We start from the raw sequence: 15,551 nt of genomic DNA on the forward strand, positions 1-15,551 counted from the left end.
CTGCTCGTCGGGCGCGGCGCCGCCCCGTCGCACGGTCGCACCCCTGTTGTCCTTCACGTCCGTCAGCCTACGTGCCGCCGCCGGGCCCGGCCCGTCGGCCGCGCCGGTCGCCGGGCCGGACCACCCGGGCGAACCGGAGGAATGGTGTACGGCGGCGCGGTGGGCAGAATGTGGGAAGGCCCGGTTCGGGTGACTCTGCCGCACTCGGGCGCACTAACCTGGGGCATGTGCCTATTTCGTTGCGTGACCTGCTGGCCGATCGGATCCTGATCGCGGACGGCGCGATGGGGACGATGCTCCAGGCCGCCGATCTCACCCTCGACGACTTCGACGGCCTCGAAGGCTGCAACGAGATCCTCAACGTGACCCGGCCGGACGTGGTCCGCGGCGTGCACGACGCCTATCTGGCGGCCGGCGCGGACTGCGTGGAGACCAACACGTTCGGCGCGAACCTGCCCAACCTCGCCGAGTACGGCATCCCCGGCCGCATCCGGGAGCTGTCCGAGGCGGGCGCGCGGATCGCGCGGGAGGCAGCCGACGCGTACGCGACGCCGGAGCACCCCCGGTTCGTGCTCGGCTCGATGGGCCCGGGCACCAAGCTGCCCACCCTCGGCCACGCGAGCTACGCCTCGCTGCGAGACGCGTACCAGGAGAACGCCGCCGGTCTGATCGCCGGCGGGGCGGACGCGTTGATCATCGAGACCTGCCAGGACCTGCTCCAGGTCAAGGCGGCGGTGGTCGGGTCGAAGCGGGCCCGCGCCGAGGCCGGCCGGGACGTGCCGATCATCTGCCAGGTGGCGGTGGAGACCACCGGCACCATGCTGCTGGGCAGCGAGATCGGCGCCGCGCTGACCGCGATCGAGCCGCTCGGCGTCGACCTGATCGGGCTGAACTGCTCCACCGGCCCGGCGGAGATGGGCGAGCACCTGCGCTACCTGGCGCAGCACTCGCGTATCCCGGTCTCGGTGATGCCGAACGCGGGCCTGCCGGTGCTGACCGCCGACGGGGCGTACTTCCCGCTCAGCCCGGACGAGCTGGCCGACGCGCTGGAGCAGTTCGTCACCGACTACGGCGTGGCCCTGATCGGCGGCTGCTGCGGCACCACCCCGGAGCACATCCGGGTGCTGGTCGAGCGACTCGGGGGACGGGCGCCGGCGGCGCGGGAGCCGAAGCCGGAGGCCGGCGTCTCCTCGATCTACCACCACGTGCCGTTCGCGCAGGACGCCAGCATCCTGATGGTGGGGGAGCGGACCAACGCCAACGGCTCGAAGGCGTTCCGCGAGTCCATGCTCGCCGGCGACTGGCAGGCCTGCGTGGAGGTCGCCCGCAGCCAGGCCCGGGACGGCTCGCACCTGCTGGACCTCTGCGTCGACTACGTGGGCCGCGACGGCACGCAGGACATGCGTGAGCTGGCCGGCCGGTTCGCCACCGCCTCGACGCTGCCGATCGTGCTGGATTCCACCGAGCCGGCCGTTATCGAGGCCGGGCTGGAAATGCTCGGCGGCCGGTGCGTGGTCAACTCGGTCAACTTCGAGGACGGCGACGGCCCCGACTCCCGCTACGCGCGGATCATGCCGGTGGTCAAGGAGCACGGCGCCGCCGTCGTGGCGCTGCTCATCGACGAGGAGGGCCAGGCCCGCACCCGCGAGTGGAAGGTACGGGTGGCCTGCCGGCTGATCGACGACCTGACCGGCCGGTGGGGCATGCGCCGGGAGGACATCCTCATCGACGCCCTGACGTTCCCGATCGCCACCGGGCAGGAGGAGACCCGCCGCGACGGCATCGAGACGATCGAGGCGATCCGGGAGATCGCCGCGCGCTACCCGGGCGTCAACTTCACCGCCGGCATCTCGAACGTGTCGTTCGGCCTGAACCCGGCGGCCCGGCAGGTGCTCAACTCGGTGTTCCTGCACGAGTGCGCCCAGGCCGGGCTGACCTCGGCGATCGTGCACGCCAGCAAGATCCTGCCGATGTCGCGGATCCCGGACGAGCAGCGCGAGGTGGCGCTCGACCTGGTGTACGACCGCCGTCGCGAGGGCTACGACCCGGTGCAGCGGTTCATCGAGGCCTTCGAGGGCGTGGACGCGGCGTCGGCGCGCGCCACCCGGGCCGAGGAACTGGCCGCGCTGCCGCTGGACGAGCGGCTCAAGCGGCGGATCATCGACGGTGAGCGCAACGGCCTGGAGGCCGACCTGGACACCGCGATGGCGCAGGGGCGTACGCCGCTGTCCATCATCAACGACCTGCTGCTGGACGGCATGAAGGTGGTCGGCGAGCTGTTCGGCTCCGGCCAGATGCAGTTGCCGTTCGTGCTCCAGTCCGCCGAGGTGATGAAGACCGCGGTGGCCTACCTGGAGCCGCACATGGAGAAGACCGACTCCGAAGACGGTGCCGGCAAGGGCAAGATTGTTCTGGCCACGGTCAAGGGCGACGTGCACGACATCGGCAAGAACCTGGTCGACATCATCCTGTCCAACAACGGCTACGACGTGGTCAACATCGGCATCAAGCAGCCGATCAACGCGATCCTCGACGCGGCCGAGGAGCACCGGGCCGACGCGATCGGCATGTCCGGCCTGCTGGTCAAGAGCACAGTCATCATGAAGGAGAACCTGGCCGAGATGGCCTCCCGGGGCGTGGCCGAGCGCTGGCCGGTGCTGCTCGGCGGCGCGGCGCTGACCCGCGCGTACGTCGAGGACGACCTGCGGTCGATCTACCCGGGTCAGGTGCACTACGCCCGCGACGCGTTCGAGGGGCTGTCCCTGATGGACCGGGTGATGGCGGCCAAGCGCGGCGGCGCGCCGGTGGTCGACCCGGAGCGGGAGGCGGCGCTGGCGGCCCGCCGGGAGCGCCGCGAGCGGCAGCGGGCGCAGGTGCGCGAGGCGCTGCCCGAACTGGACGACGCGTCGGTCCGCTCCGACGTGGCGGTGGACGTGGCGGTGCCGAAGCCACCGTTCTTCGGCACCCGCGTCGTCAAGGGCGTGCCGCTGGCCGACTACGCTGCACTGCTCGACGAGCGGGCCACGTTCCTGGGCCAGTGGGGACTGCGCGGCGCGCGCGGTGGCAAGGGACCGTCGTACGAGGAACTGGTCGAGACCGAGGGCCGGCCCCGGCTGCGGTACTGGCTGGACCGCCTGATCTCGGACCAGGTGCTGGAGGCGGCCGTGGTGTACGGCTACTTCCCGGCGTACTCCGAGGGCAACGACCTGGTGGTGCTGGACGAGAACGGGCACAGCGAGCGGGCCCGGTTCTCCTTCCCCCGGCAGCGGCAGGAGCGGCGGCTGTGCCTTGCCGACTTCTTCCGGCCCAAGGGCGACCAGCTCGACGTGGTGGCGTTGCAGCTGGTCACGGTGGGGCAGCCGATCAGCGAGTACACGGCGAAGATGTTCGCCGGCAACGAGTACCGCGACTACCTGGAGGTGCACGGCCTGTCCGTGCAGCTCACCGAGGCCCTGGCGGAGTACTGGCACCGGCGGATCCGGGCCGAGCTGGTGCTGCCCGGCGGCGGCACCGTGGCTGACGACGACCCGGCCGACCTGGCCGGTCTGCTGCGCACCGACTACCGGGGCTGCCGGTACGCGTTCGGCTACCCGGCCTGCCCGGACCTGGAGGATCGGGCGAAGATCGTGCAGTTGCTGGGCGCGGAGCGGATCGGGGTGCAGTTGTCGGAGGAGTTCCAGTTGGTGCCGGAGCAGGCCACCGACGCGATCGTGGTGCACCACCCGGAGGCGAACTACTTCAACGCCAAGTGACGCCGGATGCTGCCGACCTGTTCGAAGCGAACAGGCCGCCGCATCGGTTGGCCCGTGCTGTGGATCAGGGCTGGGACGCCACGGTGAGCTTTGCGATGTCTGGGGCATAGACGGTCATCCAGTGCGGATGCAGCCGGTAGTAGACCACGTCGTTGTCCCAGTCGAAGGTGTCGTCGCCGTAGAAGTCCTTCAGGTACGCGAGCACGTCCGGCCAGTCCCTGGCCTGGTCGCCGTTGCGGGGGTTGAGGATCTCCACCTTGCCGTGCGTGAAGACGCCGAGGTCCTCACCGCGCATGTGTGCGGCGCTGACGGCGGGCCGCGCCGCGAGGTGACGGCCGGTGAAGCCCTGCTGGCGAAGAAGAGCATGTTCGAAGTGGTCGACAAGGGGTCGAAGTTCGTGTGCGACACCAACCCCGACGAGCCACCGCCGCCGCGCTACAACAACTGGGTCAAGTACCGGCACAAGGCGACCGGGAGGTTCGTGTTCCACATCAACTTCCACGCCGTCGCCGGTATCGACAACAACGGCTGGCCGGAAGACCTTCCGCGTACCCGGTGCGCGGAGCAGCAGTTCGCGGAGGTCAAGGAGCTGGCCCGCGAGAAGAAGGCCGACGGGCAGGTCATCGTCAGCGGCGACCTCAACGTCGACTTCAGCGCCGACAAGGCCCGCGGGTACGAGAAGTTCCCGTGGAAGGTCTTCGAGGCCAACGAGCTGCCGAACCTCCGCTCCGTCTACAACCTCTACGGTGAGAAGGGGACCGGCACGCACGGGAACCGGCACATCGACTACATCTACTTCTGGAAGCGGATCGAGAGCTCCCAGGTCATGTGGATGACCGACTACCGCATCGTCGGGGACACCAACTCCGACCACAAGGGTGTCGTGGCGGACTTCTCCCTCGCACCCTGACCGACAGGAACGCGTCGGGCTCCGTCAACGAGCGGTTGGCGGAGCTCCGGCCTGTGAGGAGCACAACGCCGGCCGTCACGTGTCGTAGAGCCCGTCCCACGGCTCGTGGAACCCGAGGCGATCCGGATACAGCTCGACCCAGTCGACGTGGCTGCCGTCGCCCGCCCGGTCGCCGGACTCGTCGACCAGACCGAAGACGACGCCGTCGTGACGGGTCTGGAACAGTTGTACGGCGATGTCGCCGTACGACTTGCCGGGCAGGCTCGCGAGCAGCCCGTCGAGCGCCTCGCTCAGCGCGCCTCGATCCGGAACCCGGGTGATGGTCGAGTTCCGGTACGTCCCGTCGTGGTCGAAGAGGTGCACGTACGCGTGGTGGTCCCACGCCGAGGCGAGGAACAGCCCTCCGTCGTAGCGGCCGACCGTGTCCGTCCGGTGGTCGGGCTCGTGCGCGATGGGAATCAGCCGGGGTACGGGCACTCGATCAACGTAGCGTACGAGCGCGGGGCGCCCGCCGTGATGGCGGACGCCCCGAAGGTCGACGCGTCGGTCAGCCGGCAGCGGGCGTCGGGCGCCGACTGGCGGCGTCCGGCGTGTGGTCCACATCGACGTTCCCGACTTTTCGCATCGCACCCTGTAGATCGCATCATTTTGTGACGTGCCCACGACTGCCGGTCAGCCTGGCGGCCTGACCGGTGCCAGACTGAGGAATCGATCCCGACGGCGTGCGAGCGTCCCGGCGCGAGGAGTCCGAAGTGGTGAACTCCGCCCTTTCCGCTGTCGTCCACGCGGTCGGAGCCGGCCCGCCACCGTTGGCGGAGTCGGATCTCGACCCCGGCGCGATGTACTCCACCTTTGTCGTCCTGTCCGGCATGTACTACGCCCCCGTTCTCATGTCCGGGCTCGGGTTTCTCTGCGCTGCGGGCATCGGGCTCAGCCGCCGGATCGGTAGGGCTGCCGCGATCGTGGTCGTCCTGTTCTACGCGTTGTCGCTGCTCGGCAGTGCCTTCACGTGGCCCGAACTGGAGCACCAGGGAAAACCGAGCGAGACGCTGTGGCTGATCGTGATCGGTTGCGGCGGCTTCCTGGTCTTGCCCTGGCTCGTCGCGTTCGGCGGCACCAAGGTGGCCCTCCGCCGTTCCGCGACCACGGTCGAGTAGCCGTCAAGCTCCTCGCGGAGAGCTGACCCGCAGGCTTCGCGTCAGGGCGGGGATCATCACCGCCGCCGCGACCAGGTGCAGCCCGGCCAGGGCGATGACGGTCGGTGCAGCCGCCCCGACCAGGAACGGCGGCACCATCGACAGCGCGGTCAGCGCCACCGCCGTCCGCACGAACAGCCGCGCGGGGCGGGCGCTGAACCGCAGCAGTACGGCGGCGATGACGACGCCCACGAGCGAGAAGAACCCGGTCACCACGACGAACCCGCCCAACGGGATCGTCTCGCCGCCGTCGGGGATCTCGAAGTCCACGCCGGCGGCCCGGGCGAGCGCGGCCGCGAGCGTGGTGACCACCATCGCGGCGAGCGCGGCGACCAGGCCGGTGACGGCGAGCCGCCGGAAGCCGTGCGGGCGGCCCACTGTGACCTCGGTGTCGGTGCTGCTGATCATGTCGTTCCTCCGGGCTTCGAGGTGAGGAGTGAGGATCCGTACCGTCGCGGTGCGACGGCCGGGGTTGCGCAGCGCGCGTACGCCGGTGCCGCGCAGCCAGAAACCGGCGTCGCGGCCGAGGACCGGCCCGGGAGTGCCGTCGCGCAACTCCAGCTGCACCCGTCCGCGCGTGACCACGCCGTACGCGTGACGCCACCGGTCCGCGACCACCGGGACGCGCGCGCCGCCGGGCAGCGCGACCGTTCGCGCGGGCACTACGGCGTGGTGTCGGCCGGCAGGCGGTCCGGCAGCCCGAGTCGCGGGAACTGGTCGGCGTGGAATGTGAAGATCTCGGTGATCGCCCCGCCGGTGACGCGCAGGGCGTCGACTGTGAGCGGCAGGTACGCGCCCTCGCGCTCCTGCCAGAGGTAGAACGCGACGGCCGGCTGCCGGTTCACGGCCGTGGGAACGGCCCGCAGGCTGCCCAGGCTCTCGAAGCCGTCCGCGACCCAGTCGGCGACCACCGCCTCGCGGCCGATCTGCAGGCCCGGGGTGGGAGGCATCGAGCAGCGCACGTCGTCGCGCAGCATGGCGGCGAGGCCGTCGACGTCCTTGGCGATGCTGGCGTCGGTGAAGCGGCGTACCAGCTCGCGGGTCCGGGTGTCCGTCTCGTCGCCGGTCCAGTCCTGGCGCTGCGCGGGCAGGTGTTCCCGCATGCCCGCCCGGGCACGTTGCAACGCGCTGTTGACCGAGTTGACCGTGTCGCCGAGCAGTTCCGCGACGTCCTTGGCCGGCCAGCCGAGCACGTCCCGCAGGATCAGCACGGCGCGCGGACGCGGCGCCAGATGCTGGACCGCGACCAGGTACGCCAGCTCGATCGTCTCCCGCGCCACGGCGAGGGTCTCCGGCTCGTCCGCGCCGGCGGCGGGCAGCTCGTCGAGCAGCCGGTCGGGGTACGGCTGCAGCCACCGCACCTCACCGCCGGCGGCCGGCTCGGGACGGCACTTGGCGAGCAGGTCCAGGCAGGCGTTGGTGGCGATGCGGTACAGCCAGGCCCGGAACGTCGACCGTCCCTGGAAGGTGTCCCGCCGCCGCCAGGCCCGCAGGAAGGTCTCCTGGACGGTGTCCTCGGCGTCCTCGAACGATCCGAGCATCCGGTAGCAGTGCACGTGCAGTTCCCGCCGGTGGCGTTCCGCCATCCCGGTGAACGCCGGTTCGTCGACCGCGCCCAGGTCGCGTACGCCCGGGTCCGCCGGTCGCGTCTCCGCACTCATCACGTCATCCTCCCGCTTCGTCGTGGCCTGTCACAGGTGTGACGGGTACGGGCGCGGAAACTCATCACGAGCGCCGGCCGCCGCGGTCCCGAACGTGACCCGCGGGACTACCGTGAGCGCCGTGCTGATCTCGATCGACCGCGACTCCGTGTGCATGGGGGACGACGTCGACTCCCACCGCGTGACCCTCGACGTGCGCCCCGATCGCACGCTCGGGTCGCTCCTGGCGCAAGCCCTGCGCGAATACCGCCTGGCCTCGGTCGCAGGCGAGGTCTCCTGGATCGCCGAGGTGAGCTACGGCGGTTACCGGCGGGACGAGCACGGCGTCGTTCACCCACCGGTGAGCCACGCCCTCGCGCTCCTGCACGTGCCGTACCCGGAGGGTGAGACGACGGTCATCCCGTTGAGCAGCTACTTCCTCGCCATGCCGTTGCGGGAGATGGCGCAGCGGGCCGGCGGGGCCGAGGTGACCCTCGACTTCCAGTACCTCAGCGAGGGGATCCGGCTGCGTCCGGACGAGTTCGTCGCCCGGTACAAGTGACGGCGGGACCGTCAGCCCGTCCGCGGGGCGTACATGATGACGGCGACGCCGACCAGGCAGATGGCCGCGCCGACGAGGTCGTAGCGGTCGGGCCGGAACTTGTCGACGACCATGCCCCAGGCGAGCGACCCGGCGACGAAGACGCCGCCGTAGGCGGCGAGGATGCGGCCGAAGTTCGGGTCCGGCTGGAACGTGGCCACGAACCCGTAGGCGCCGAGCGCGATCACCCCGGCGGCGATCCACAGCAGTCCGCGGTTCTCCCGCCACCCCTGCCACACCAGCCAGGCGCCGCCGATCTCGGCGAGCGCGGCGAGCAGGAACAGCAGGACGGACCGTACGACAGTCATGCGTCAGACCGTAGCGACACCGAGTCCCGTCCCGGCCGGGCGGCCCGGCCGGCGGGCGCGGCCTCGGCGAAGGGCAGGGGGCAGCACGCGCTGTCGGCGCACTCGACCGGGTCGTCGCAGCCGGCCGAGATCGCGGCACGGAGCGTGTCGCGGACGAGGGTGAGGTCCGCCAGCCGCCGCTCCACCTCGGCGAGCTTCCGCCGGGCGTGCTCCTGCAGGCCCACGCCCCGGCCGCGTCGCCCGGCCCGCAGCATGCCGGCGACCTCGTCGAGCGTGAAGCCGAGACGTTGCGCGGCCTTCACCACCCGCAGCAGGGTGACCGTCTCGGCCGGGTAGAGCCGATGCCCGCCCGGCGACCGCCGGGGCGCGGCCAGCAGCCCGCGCCGTTCGTAGTAGCGCAGCGTCTGCACGTTGACCCCGGCCGCGTCGGCGACCTGGCCGCTGCGCAGCTCCGGCTCACCCATCACCGGCCCCGCGCGGCAGTGGCCCGCAGGGCCAGGGCATCGAGTACGGCGACACTGGCGCCCGGAACCCGGATGTCCAGGCTCAGCGTGTCGCCGGCCGGGCGGGCGAGCTCGAACGCGAAGAAGGAACAGCAGGCCGACTCGCGGGCGATCAGGTCCCGGGCCACCGGTTCGGCGCGGCCGTCGAGGTGCAGCCGCAGATGCCCGGCGGACAGCCGGTCGACGCCGCGCAGCGCGTCGCGGAACAGCGCGTCGAACTCGGCCAGCCGCAGCGGCCGCTCGGCCGTCGGCAGCGTGCACGCGTCGGGCACCCAGGAGTCGTCGGTCACGTCTCGACGGTAAGCCCGTACCCCGGTACCGGATGCAAGCCCGGCACCGGGACGAAGCACACGCGGTATGGTCGCGGCATGCGGACGCCTGGATGCCGCTGATGAGCCTGCCGCTGATCCCCGCCGCGCCCGCCGGCCCGGCGCCGGACCGCCGCGCGCTGCTCACCCGCCGGGTACGGCTGCTGGTCGCCGCGACGATCACCTACAACGTGATCGAGGCGGTGGTGGCGCTCGGCGCCGGTGCCGTCGCGTCTTCGACCGCCCTGATCGGTTTCGGTCTCGACTCGGTCATCGAGGTGGCTTCCGCGGCAGCCGTGGCGTGGCAGTTCGCCGGTCCGGACCCGCAGGCCCGGGAGCGGGTCGCGCTGCGCGTCATCGCGGTGTCGTTCTTCGCGCTCTCCGCGTACGTCACGGTCGAGGCGGCCCGGGCGCTGCTCGGGGGCGCCGAGGCCGCGCATTCGTCGGTCGGGCTGGTGCTCGCCGGGCTCTCCGTGATCGTGATGCCGGTGCTGTCGGCCGCGCAGCGGCGCGCCGGCCGTGAACTCGGCTCCCGGTCGGCGGTGGCCGACTCGAAGCAGACGTTGCTGTGCACGTACCTCTCGGTGGTTCTGCTCGTCGGGCTGGCCCTCAACGGCCTGTTCGGATGGTCCTGGGCCGACCCGGTCGCGGCGCTGGTGATCGCCGTGGTCGCGGTCCGTGAGGGCCGCGACGCCTGGCGCGGCGACGCCTGCTGCGCCACCTGCGGCCCGGGCGGCGGGCGCGACGCGCGGACGTGATCACCGGCCGCGACCTGCGGCGACGTCGGGAATACGGGTGTGCTCGACGGCTCGGAGGGCTACCGTCACCGGAGTACGGGCCGGCGTGGGTCAGGCGCGCCGCGTCCACGCCCGCGCCGTCGGAGTTGACGTGGCGGAAACGCCCGCGGACGAGCATGGGTACGACGAAAGGGGCGGACATGACCGACGAGGTGACGTCGCAGGTCCCGCCGGAACCGGCTCCCGTGCTGACCACCACGCCCGCCGGCACGGGGCCGGTCGGACCGCCGAGCAGCCTGGACCTGTGGGCGCGCGCCCAGGTGCTGCACCGCTGCTTCGGCGACGACGACGGCGAGCCGCACATCATGCGCGGCCTGGACTGACCGGCGCCGGTCCGCTTCCCGCTCGTGCCGACGAGGGCTCCCCTTGGCGTCGCCAGTGGAGGTCCCTGCTCGCCGTGGCCCGGTGAACGTTTCCCGGCGGCGGTACGTGAGAGCAGGTGAGTATCACCCGCGCCTGCCGGGGTACTGGTGCGGCACGGGTGCGACAGCCGGGAGGTCATGGTGGGGGACAGGGCGGGACGTCAGGGGCGCGGGCCGATCGCCGGACTGGTGGTGGCCGCGCTGGTGGCGGCCGGGTGCATGGCCGGCGGCTACGACCAGGGCGAGCCGCAGCAGCCCGCACCACAGCGCAGTGGGCAGCCCGAGTCGCAGACCACCCGGGCGGACGGCACCACCAGCGTGGCCGAGTTCAAGCAGGACTTCCAGGACGCGGTCCGGTCGGCGGAACGCTACTGGGCGGAGCAGTTCCGCGCCTCCGGTCAGCGGTTCACGCCGATCCGGCGGGTGGTGCCGTACACCCGGGAGGGCGAGGTGGCTTGCGGCGGGCAGGGGCTGCCGCGCAACAACGCGGTGTACTGCTCGGCCGGTGACTTCATCGCCTACGACGTGAACTGGTCGGTGGCGGCGTTCCGGCAGGTCGGCGACGCGTTCCTGTTCTACCTGCTCGGCCACGAGTACGCCCACGGCATGCAGGTGCGGCTGGGCATCCGCTACAACTTCACCATCCAGCAGGAACTGCAGGCCGACTGCATGGCCGGTGCGTACCTCGGGGACAGCGTGCGGTCCGGGGCTCTGCAGCTGGAGGACGGTGACCTGGAGGAGTTCCGGGAAGGGCTGCTGGCGGTCGGCGACGACCCGGACCAGCCGTGGTTCGCCGAGGGCTCGCACGGCACCGCCGAGCAGCGCAGCGACTCGTTCTTCCGCGGGTACGAGAAGTCGCTCGGCGCCTGCGGCCTCGGGTGATGCCGCGAGTCACCCCGGTCGGGGACGGTGACGGGCGCACCGGGCGCGGCTGGCAGGATCGGCGGGGTACGCGTACCGAAGGAGGCCCCCGCTGAGCAGCCCACACCCCGCCGCCGTGCTCTTCGACATGGACGGCACCCTGGTCGACAGCGAGAAACTGTGGGACGTCGCGTTGCAGGAGCTGGCCGCCGAGTACGGCGGTGTCCTGTCCGACTCCGCCCGCCGCGCCATCGTCGGCACCGGCATGGCCGACGCGATGGCGATCGTGCACGACGACCTGGGCCAGCCGGAGCGGGACGTACAGGCCAGCGCCGACTGGATCAGCGCCCGGATCCTGGAGTTGTTCCGCACCGGGCTGCAGTGGCGTCCCGGCGCGCTGGCGCTGCTGCACGCGGTACGGGACGCCGGCATCCCCACCGCGCTGGTCACCTCCAGCGGCCGGGCCCTGGTCGAGGTGGCCCTGGACACGCTGGGCCGGGACAGCTTCGACGCGGTGGTCTGCGGCGACGAGGTGGACGCCGCCAAGCCGCACCCGGAGCCGTACCTGACCGCCGCGCGTCTGCTGGGCGTGCCGGTCGAGCGGTGCGTGGCGATCGAGGACTCACCGACCGGTGTGGCGAGCGCGCTGGCCGCCGGGGCGGCGGTGCTGGCCGTACCGGCCGAGGTGCCGCTGGCACCCGCCGACGGCGTACACCAGCTGGAGAGCCTCACCGGAGCGGACCTGGAGCTGCTCGCGGCCCTGCTCAACCGTTAAGAAGGGCCCCTTCCTATGCGCGAGGCGTTAAGAAGGGGCCCTTCCTTTCACGTCAGTCGTGGGCGATGGCGCCCAGGACGTTGATCCGCGCGGCCCGGATCGCCGGCAGCACCGCGGCGACCACACCGATGATCGCGGCCAGGAGCAGGAACGTCACCATCTGACCCCAGGGCAGGACCAGGTCGGTGATGCCCTCGTCCTTGAGCGCCTCGACCACCGCCGCGCCGAGACCGGTGCCGACCACCACGCCGAGCAGCGCGCCGAAGATGGAGATCACCACCGCCTCGACCGTGATCATGCGCATGGTCTGGGCGCGGCGCAGGCCGATCGCCCGCAGCAGGCCCAGCTCCCGGGTGCGTTCCAGCACCGACAGCGCGAGCGTGTTGATGATGCCCAGCACCGCGATCACGATGGCCAGCGCCAGCAGGATCTGGATCATCTGGAGCAGCGAGTCCAGCTGACCGGTCTGCTGCTCGATGAACGCGGCCCGGTCGGCCACCGACACCTCGGGACTGTCCGCCAGCAGCCGCTCGACCTGCGGCTGCACGGCGTCCACCGACGTGCCGGGGGCGAGCTGGAGGAAGCCCTGGATCGGCTGCGGGATGCTGAAGTCCGCCGTGGCCTGCGGCGGCAGCGTCACCGGGTTGGTCAACTGCGAGCTGGAGTAGATGCCGCTGACCGTGTAGGTGCGGGCCTCACCACGGGACAGCTGCACCGGCACCGACGAACCGACGGCGAGGTTGCGTGCCTTGGCGGTGTCCGAGCTGACCAGCATCTGGTCCGGCGCCAGCCGGCTGATGTCACCGGCTGTCGCCTTCGCCCCGAAGATCTGCTGGAGCGCGGCCACGTTGCTCGACGCGGCCACCCAGGTCCGCTCGCCGCCGACCACGGCCATGTCGCCGTACTCGCCGCTGACCATCCGCACACCCGGGATCGCGGCGGCCTTCTCCAGCACCGCCGGGTCGAAGCTCGCCGGGCGCGGCCCGGTCGTGGACCCGGAGATCACCAGCTCGGCCTTGACGGTGTCCTCCGCCAGCTTGCCGATGCTGCCCTTGGCCGAGTCCAGGATCACCGTCACGCCGGTGACCAGGGCGATGCCCACCATTAGCGCGGCCGCGGTGATCGCGGTGCGGCGTGGGTTGCGGCCCGAGTTGAGCCGGCCCAACTTGTCCGGCACGGACCAGGAGAACATCGCGCCCAGCAGCGAGACCACCGGCCGGCTGATCACCGGCGTCAGCAGCGCCACCCCGATGAACGCGAACAGCACGCCGCCGAGGATGGTCGCCAGGGTGCTGTCGCCGGCGTGCCCGCCCAGGCCGAGGAACAGCAGCACCGCGCCGATGCCGGTCACCACCGCGCCGCCGATGGTGACCTTGGTGAGCGGCCGATCCGGCGTGGCGACGTCCTGCATCGCGGCGATCGGCGGGATGCGCGAGGCGCGCAGCGCCGGCAGCAGCGCGGCGATCACCGTGATCAGCATGCCGACCGCGAACGCGCCGATCACCGCCGAGGCCGGCACGCCCAGCCCGGCCAGGGTCAGACCCCCGGCGAGCTGACCGAACAGGTACGCCAGCAGCGCGCCCACACCGATGCCGGCGGCGAGCCCCAGCACCGAGGCGATCAGGCCGACAGCGAGCGCCTCCAGCACCACCGACCCGATGACCTGCTTGCCGCTGGCCCCGATGGCCCGCATCAGGGCCAGCTCACGGGTGCGCTGGGCCACGATGATCGAGAACGTGTTGAGGATCAGGAACGTGCCGACCAGCAGCGCCACCGCGGCGAACCCGAGGAGGATCTTGTTGAAGAACGACAGCCCCTCCTTGAGGCCGGCCGAGGCGTCGGCAGCGAGCTGCTCACCGGTCTTGACCTGGTAGTCGGCGCCCACCGCGCGGGCCACCTCGTCACGCAGCGCCTCCGGCGTGGTGCCGCCGGCCGCCTGGACGCTGACGTTGCTGAACACGTCCGGTTCGCCCAGCATCAGCTGCTGCGCCACCGGAGTGGTGAAGTAGATCTCGTTGGCGCCACCGATCGAGTCCCGGCCACCGCTGTAGCCGAACACGCCGACGAGCGTGAACTCCTTCTTCGGGGCCAGGGTCAGCACGCCGACCCGGTCGCCGACCTTGACCTTGCCCGCCTCGGCCAGCGCGGCGTTGATCACGATCTCGTCGTCGGCCTGCGGCGCGCGGCCCTCGCGGATCTCCACCAGGTCGCTCTCACCGAGCCAGTTCTGGCCCAGCTGCGGCGGGCCGAACGAGGTGACCACCTTGCCGTTGCTGCCGATCATGCGGGCGCCCTCGGCGGCCACCACACCCTTGGCGTCGGCGACGCCCGGCACCGCCTTGACCCGGTCGAGCACCGACGCCGGCATCGGGGTGCTCACCGGCATGCCCTCGGCCGTGGAGACGTCGATCTTCGGCTTCGCCTCGACGCTGACGTCGACCTCGGCGTACGCGTCGGCGAAGACCGCGTCGAAGGACCGCCCGAGCGTGTCGGTGAGCACGAACGCGCCGGAGACGAACATGACGCCGAGCACCACCGCCAGGCCGGACAGCAGCAGGCGCAGCTTGCGCGCCAGCAGGCTCTTGAGCGTTGCCCGCAGCATCAGTTGCCCACCTCGACCGGGGCGTCCAGCTTCTTCATCGTGTCCAGCACCGTCTCGGCGGTCGGCTCGATCAGCTCCGAGACGATCTGCCCGTCGGCGAGGAACACCACCCGGTCGGCGTACGCGGCGGCGGTCGGGTCGTGCGTGACCATCACGATGGTCTGGCCGTGCTCGCGGACCGAGTTGCGCAGGAACTTGAGCACCTCGGCGCCGGAGCGGGAGTCCAGGTTGCCGGTCGGCTCGTCCGCGAAGATCACCTCGGGGCGGGCGACGAGCGCCCGGGCGCACGCCACGCGCTGCTGCTGGCCGCCGGAGAGCTGCGCCGGGCGGTGCCCGAGCCGCTCCCGCAGGCCGACGGTGTCGATCACCGTGTCGTACCAGGCCGGGTCGGGCTTGCGCCCCGCGATGGACAGGGGGAGCAGGATGTTCTCCTGTGCGGTGAGCGTGGGCAGCAGGTTGAACTGCTGGAAGATGAAGCCCACCTTGTCGCGGCGCAGCTTCGTCAGGCCGGAGTCGTTGAGCCCGGTCACTGTGGTGTCGCCGATCTTGACCGTGCCCTTGGTCACCGTGTCCAGACCGGCGAGGCAGTGCATCAGCGTGGACTTGCCCGAGCCGGACGGCCCCATGATCGCGGTGAACCGGCCGCGTTCGAACTCGGCGCTCACCCCCCGCAGCGCGACGACCTGAGCCTCGCCGCTGCCGTACACCTTCCACACGTCGTTCGCCCGGGCCGCGGCCTGCTGTCGGCCTACCGTCGCGGTCACGTCATCTACCTCTTCCGTCTGTCGTTCTCATGCCGCACCGCCCCCGCTGGTCGGTGCGGCGGATTCCATCCTCGGGGTTGCGCGTCGGAAAGCCCTCCGACCTGGGGTGGAATCCAGCCGATCTTCCGGTGAGGGTCGACCCCCATCCGGGCTCAGGGTGACCCCTGACCGG

At 71.6% G+C, this 15,551-nt stretch carries 17 protein-coding genes; 8 read left to right on the forward strand and 9 right to left on the reverse strand.

Features of this window, described 5'->3' with window-relative positions:
• The first annotated feature begins 227 nt into the window (after positions 1–227).
• Positions 228–3,752: a methionine synthase gene (gene metH / locus Q3W68_RS21145; protein ID WP_302907086.1), complete on the forward strand. Its 3,525-nt coding sequence runs from the start codon at positions 228–230 to the stop codon at positions 3,750–3,752.
• Between the two features lie 64 nt (positions 3,753–3,816).
• Here metH and Q3W68_RS21150 read toward each other — a convergent pair whose 3' ends face one another.
• The gene (locus Q3W68_RS21150) at positions 3,817–4,047 is read right to left on the reverse strand and encodes a hypothetical protein (RefSeq protein WP_302907087.1); all 231 of its coding nucleotides are present in this window, start codon (positions 4,045–4,047) and stop codon (positions 3,817–3,819) included.
• 33 nt (positions 4,048–4,080) lie between these two features.
• On the opposite strand from Q3W68_RS21150, the gene Q3W68_RS21155 reads away from it, so the two are divergent.
• Entirely contained in the window at positions 4,081–4,662 is a 582-nt protein-coding gene (locus Q3W68_RS21155; RefSeq protein WP_302907088.1) for a hypothetical protein, read from the forward strand.
• A gap of 75 nt (positions 4,663–4,737) precedes the next feature.
• Here Q3W68_RS21155 and Q3W68_RS21160 read toward each other — a convergent pair whose 3' ends face one another.
• A complete protein-coding gene (locus Q3W68_RS21160; RefSeq protein WP_302907089.1) occupies positions 4,738–5,139 on the reverse strand; it encodes a hypothetical protein in 402 nt (133 codons plus the stop codon).
• Positions 5,140–5,414: 275 nt separating this feature from the next.
• Between Q3W68_RS21160 and Q3W68_RS21165 the strand changes: the two genes are divergently transcribed.
• Positions 5,415–5,819 (forward strand): hypothetical protein, encoded by a 405-nt coding sequence (locus Q3W68_RS21165; protein ID WP_302907090.1) that lies wholly within the window; start codon positions 5,415–5,417, stop codon positions 5,817–5,819.
• A gap of 3 nt (positions 5,820–5,822) precedes the next feature.
• On the opposite strand, the gene Q3W68_RS21170 is transcribed toward Q3W68_RS21165, so the two are convergent.
• On the reverse strand, positions 5,823–6,521 hold the full coding sequence (locus Q3W68_RS21170; protein WP_302907091.1) for a DUF6069 family protein: 699 nt from the start codon (positions 6,519–6,521) through the stop codon (positions 5,823–5,825).
• On the reverse strand, positions 6,521–7,519 hold the full coding sequence (locus Q3W68_RS21175) for an RNA polymerase subunit sigma-70 (RefSeq protein WP_302907092.1): 999 nt from the start codon (positions 7,517–7,519) through the stop codon (positions 6,521–6,523). Before Q3W68_RS21175 ends, Q3W68_RS21170 begins: the two co-directional genes overlap by 1 nt.
• A gap of 121 nt (positions 7,520–7,640) precedes the next feature.
• Here Q3W68_RS21175 and Q3W68_RS21180 point away from each other — a divergent pair, with 121 nt between their 5' ends.
• The gene (locus tag Q3W68_RS21180) at positions 7,641–8,060 is read left to right on the forward strand and encodes a hypothetical protein (RefSeq protein ID WP_302907093.1); all 420 of its coding nucleotides are present in this window, start codon (positions 7,641–7,643) and stop codon (positions 8,058–8,060) included.
• 11 nt (positions 8,061–8,071) lie between these two features.
• Here the strand turns inward: Q3W68_RS21180 and Q3W68_RS21185 are convergent, their stop codons facing one another.
• The 3 genes from Q3W68_RS21185 to Q3W68_RS21195 are packed head-to-tail and all read right to left on the reverse strand — an operon-like array spanning position 8,072 to position 9,200.
• Entirely contained in the window at positions 8,072–8,407 is a 336-nt protein-coding gene (locus Q3W68_RS21185; RefSeq protein WP_302907094.1) for a YnfA family protein, read from the reverse strand.
• A complete protein-coding gene (locus Q3W68_RS21190; RefSeq protein WP_302907095.1) occupies positions 8,404–8,871 on the reverse strand; it encodes a MerR family transcriptional regulator in 468 nt (155 codons plus the stop codon). The genes Q3W68_RS21185 and Q3W68_RS21190 overlap by 4 nt, the downstream gene beginning before the upstream one ends.
• Complete coding sequence (locus Q3W68_RS21195; RefSeq protein WP_302907096.1) at positions 8,871–9,200, reverse strand: hypothetical protein; 330 nt, start codon at positions 9,198–9,200, stop codon at positions 8,871–8,873. Before Q3W68_RS21195 ends, Q3W68_RS21190 begins: the two co-directional genes overlap by 1 nt.
• A gap of 101 nt (positions 9,201–9,301) precedes the next feature.
• On the opposite strand from Q3W68_RS21195, the gene Q3W68_RS21200 reads away from it, so the two are divergent.
• The 4 genes from Q3W68_RS21200 (at position 9,302) to Q3W68_RS21215 (ending at position 12,013) form a co-directional block, all read left to right on the forward strand.
• Positions 9,302–9,976 carry a cation transporter gene (locus tag Q3W68_RS21200; protein WP_302907097.1) on the forward strand — a complete coding sequence of 225 codons (675 nt, stop codon included), beginning with the start codon at positions 9,302–9,304 and terminating at the stop codon, positions 9,974–9,976.
• A gap of 179 nt (positions 9,977–10,155) precedes the next feature.
• Positions 10,156–10,338, forward strand: a complete 183-nt coding sequence (locus Q3W68_RS21205) for a hypothetical protein (RefSeq protein WP_013286093.1) — start codon at positions 10,156–10,158, stop codon at positions 10,336–10,338.
• 180 nt (positions 10,339–10,518) lie between these two features.
• A complete protein-coding gene (locus tag Q3W68_RS21210) occupies positions 10,519–11,259 on the forward strand; it encodes a neutral zinc metallopeptidase (protein ID WP_302907159.1) in 741 nt (246 codons plus the stop codon).
• Positions 11,260–11,374: 115 nt separating this feature from the next.
• Complete coding sequence (locus Q3W68_RS21215; RefSeq protein WP_302907098.1) at positions 11,375–12,013, forward strand: HAD family phosphatase; 639 nt, start codon at positions 11,375–11,377, stop codon at positions 12,011–12,013.
• 52 nt (positions 12,014–12,065) lie between these two features.
• Here Q3W68_RS21215 and Q3W68_RS21220 read toward each other — a convergent pair whose 3' ends face one another.
• Positions 12,066–14,615, reverse strand: coding sequence for an ABC transporter permease (locus Q3W68_RS21220; protein WP_302907099.1), 2,550 nt, complete (start codon positions 14,613–14,615; stop codon positions 12,066–12,068).
• The gene (locus Q3W68_RS21225; RefSeq protein ID WP_302907100.1) at positions 14,615–15,379 is read right to left on the reverse strand and encodes an ABC transporter ATP-binding protein; all 765 of its coding nucleotides are present in this window, start codon (positions 15,377–15,379) and stop codon (positions 14,615–14,617) included. The genes Q3W68_RS21220 and Q3W68_RS21225 overlap by 1 nt, the downstream gene beginning before the upstream one ends.
• Positions 15,380–15,551 lie beyond the last annotated feature (172 nt).

The sequence above is a fragment of the Micromonospora sp. C28ISP2-4 genome (genome assembly GCF_030519385.1).
Taxonomy (GTDB): Bacteria; Actinomycetota; Actinomycetes; order Mycobacteriales; family Micromonosporaceae; genus Micromonospora; species Micromonospora tulbaghiae.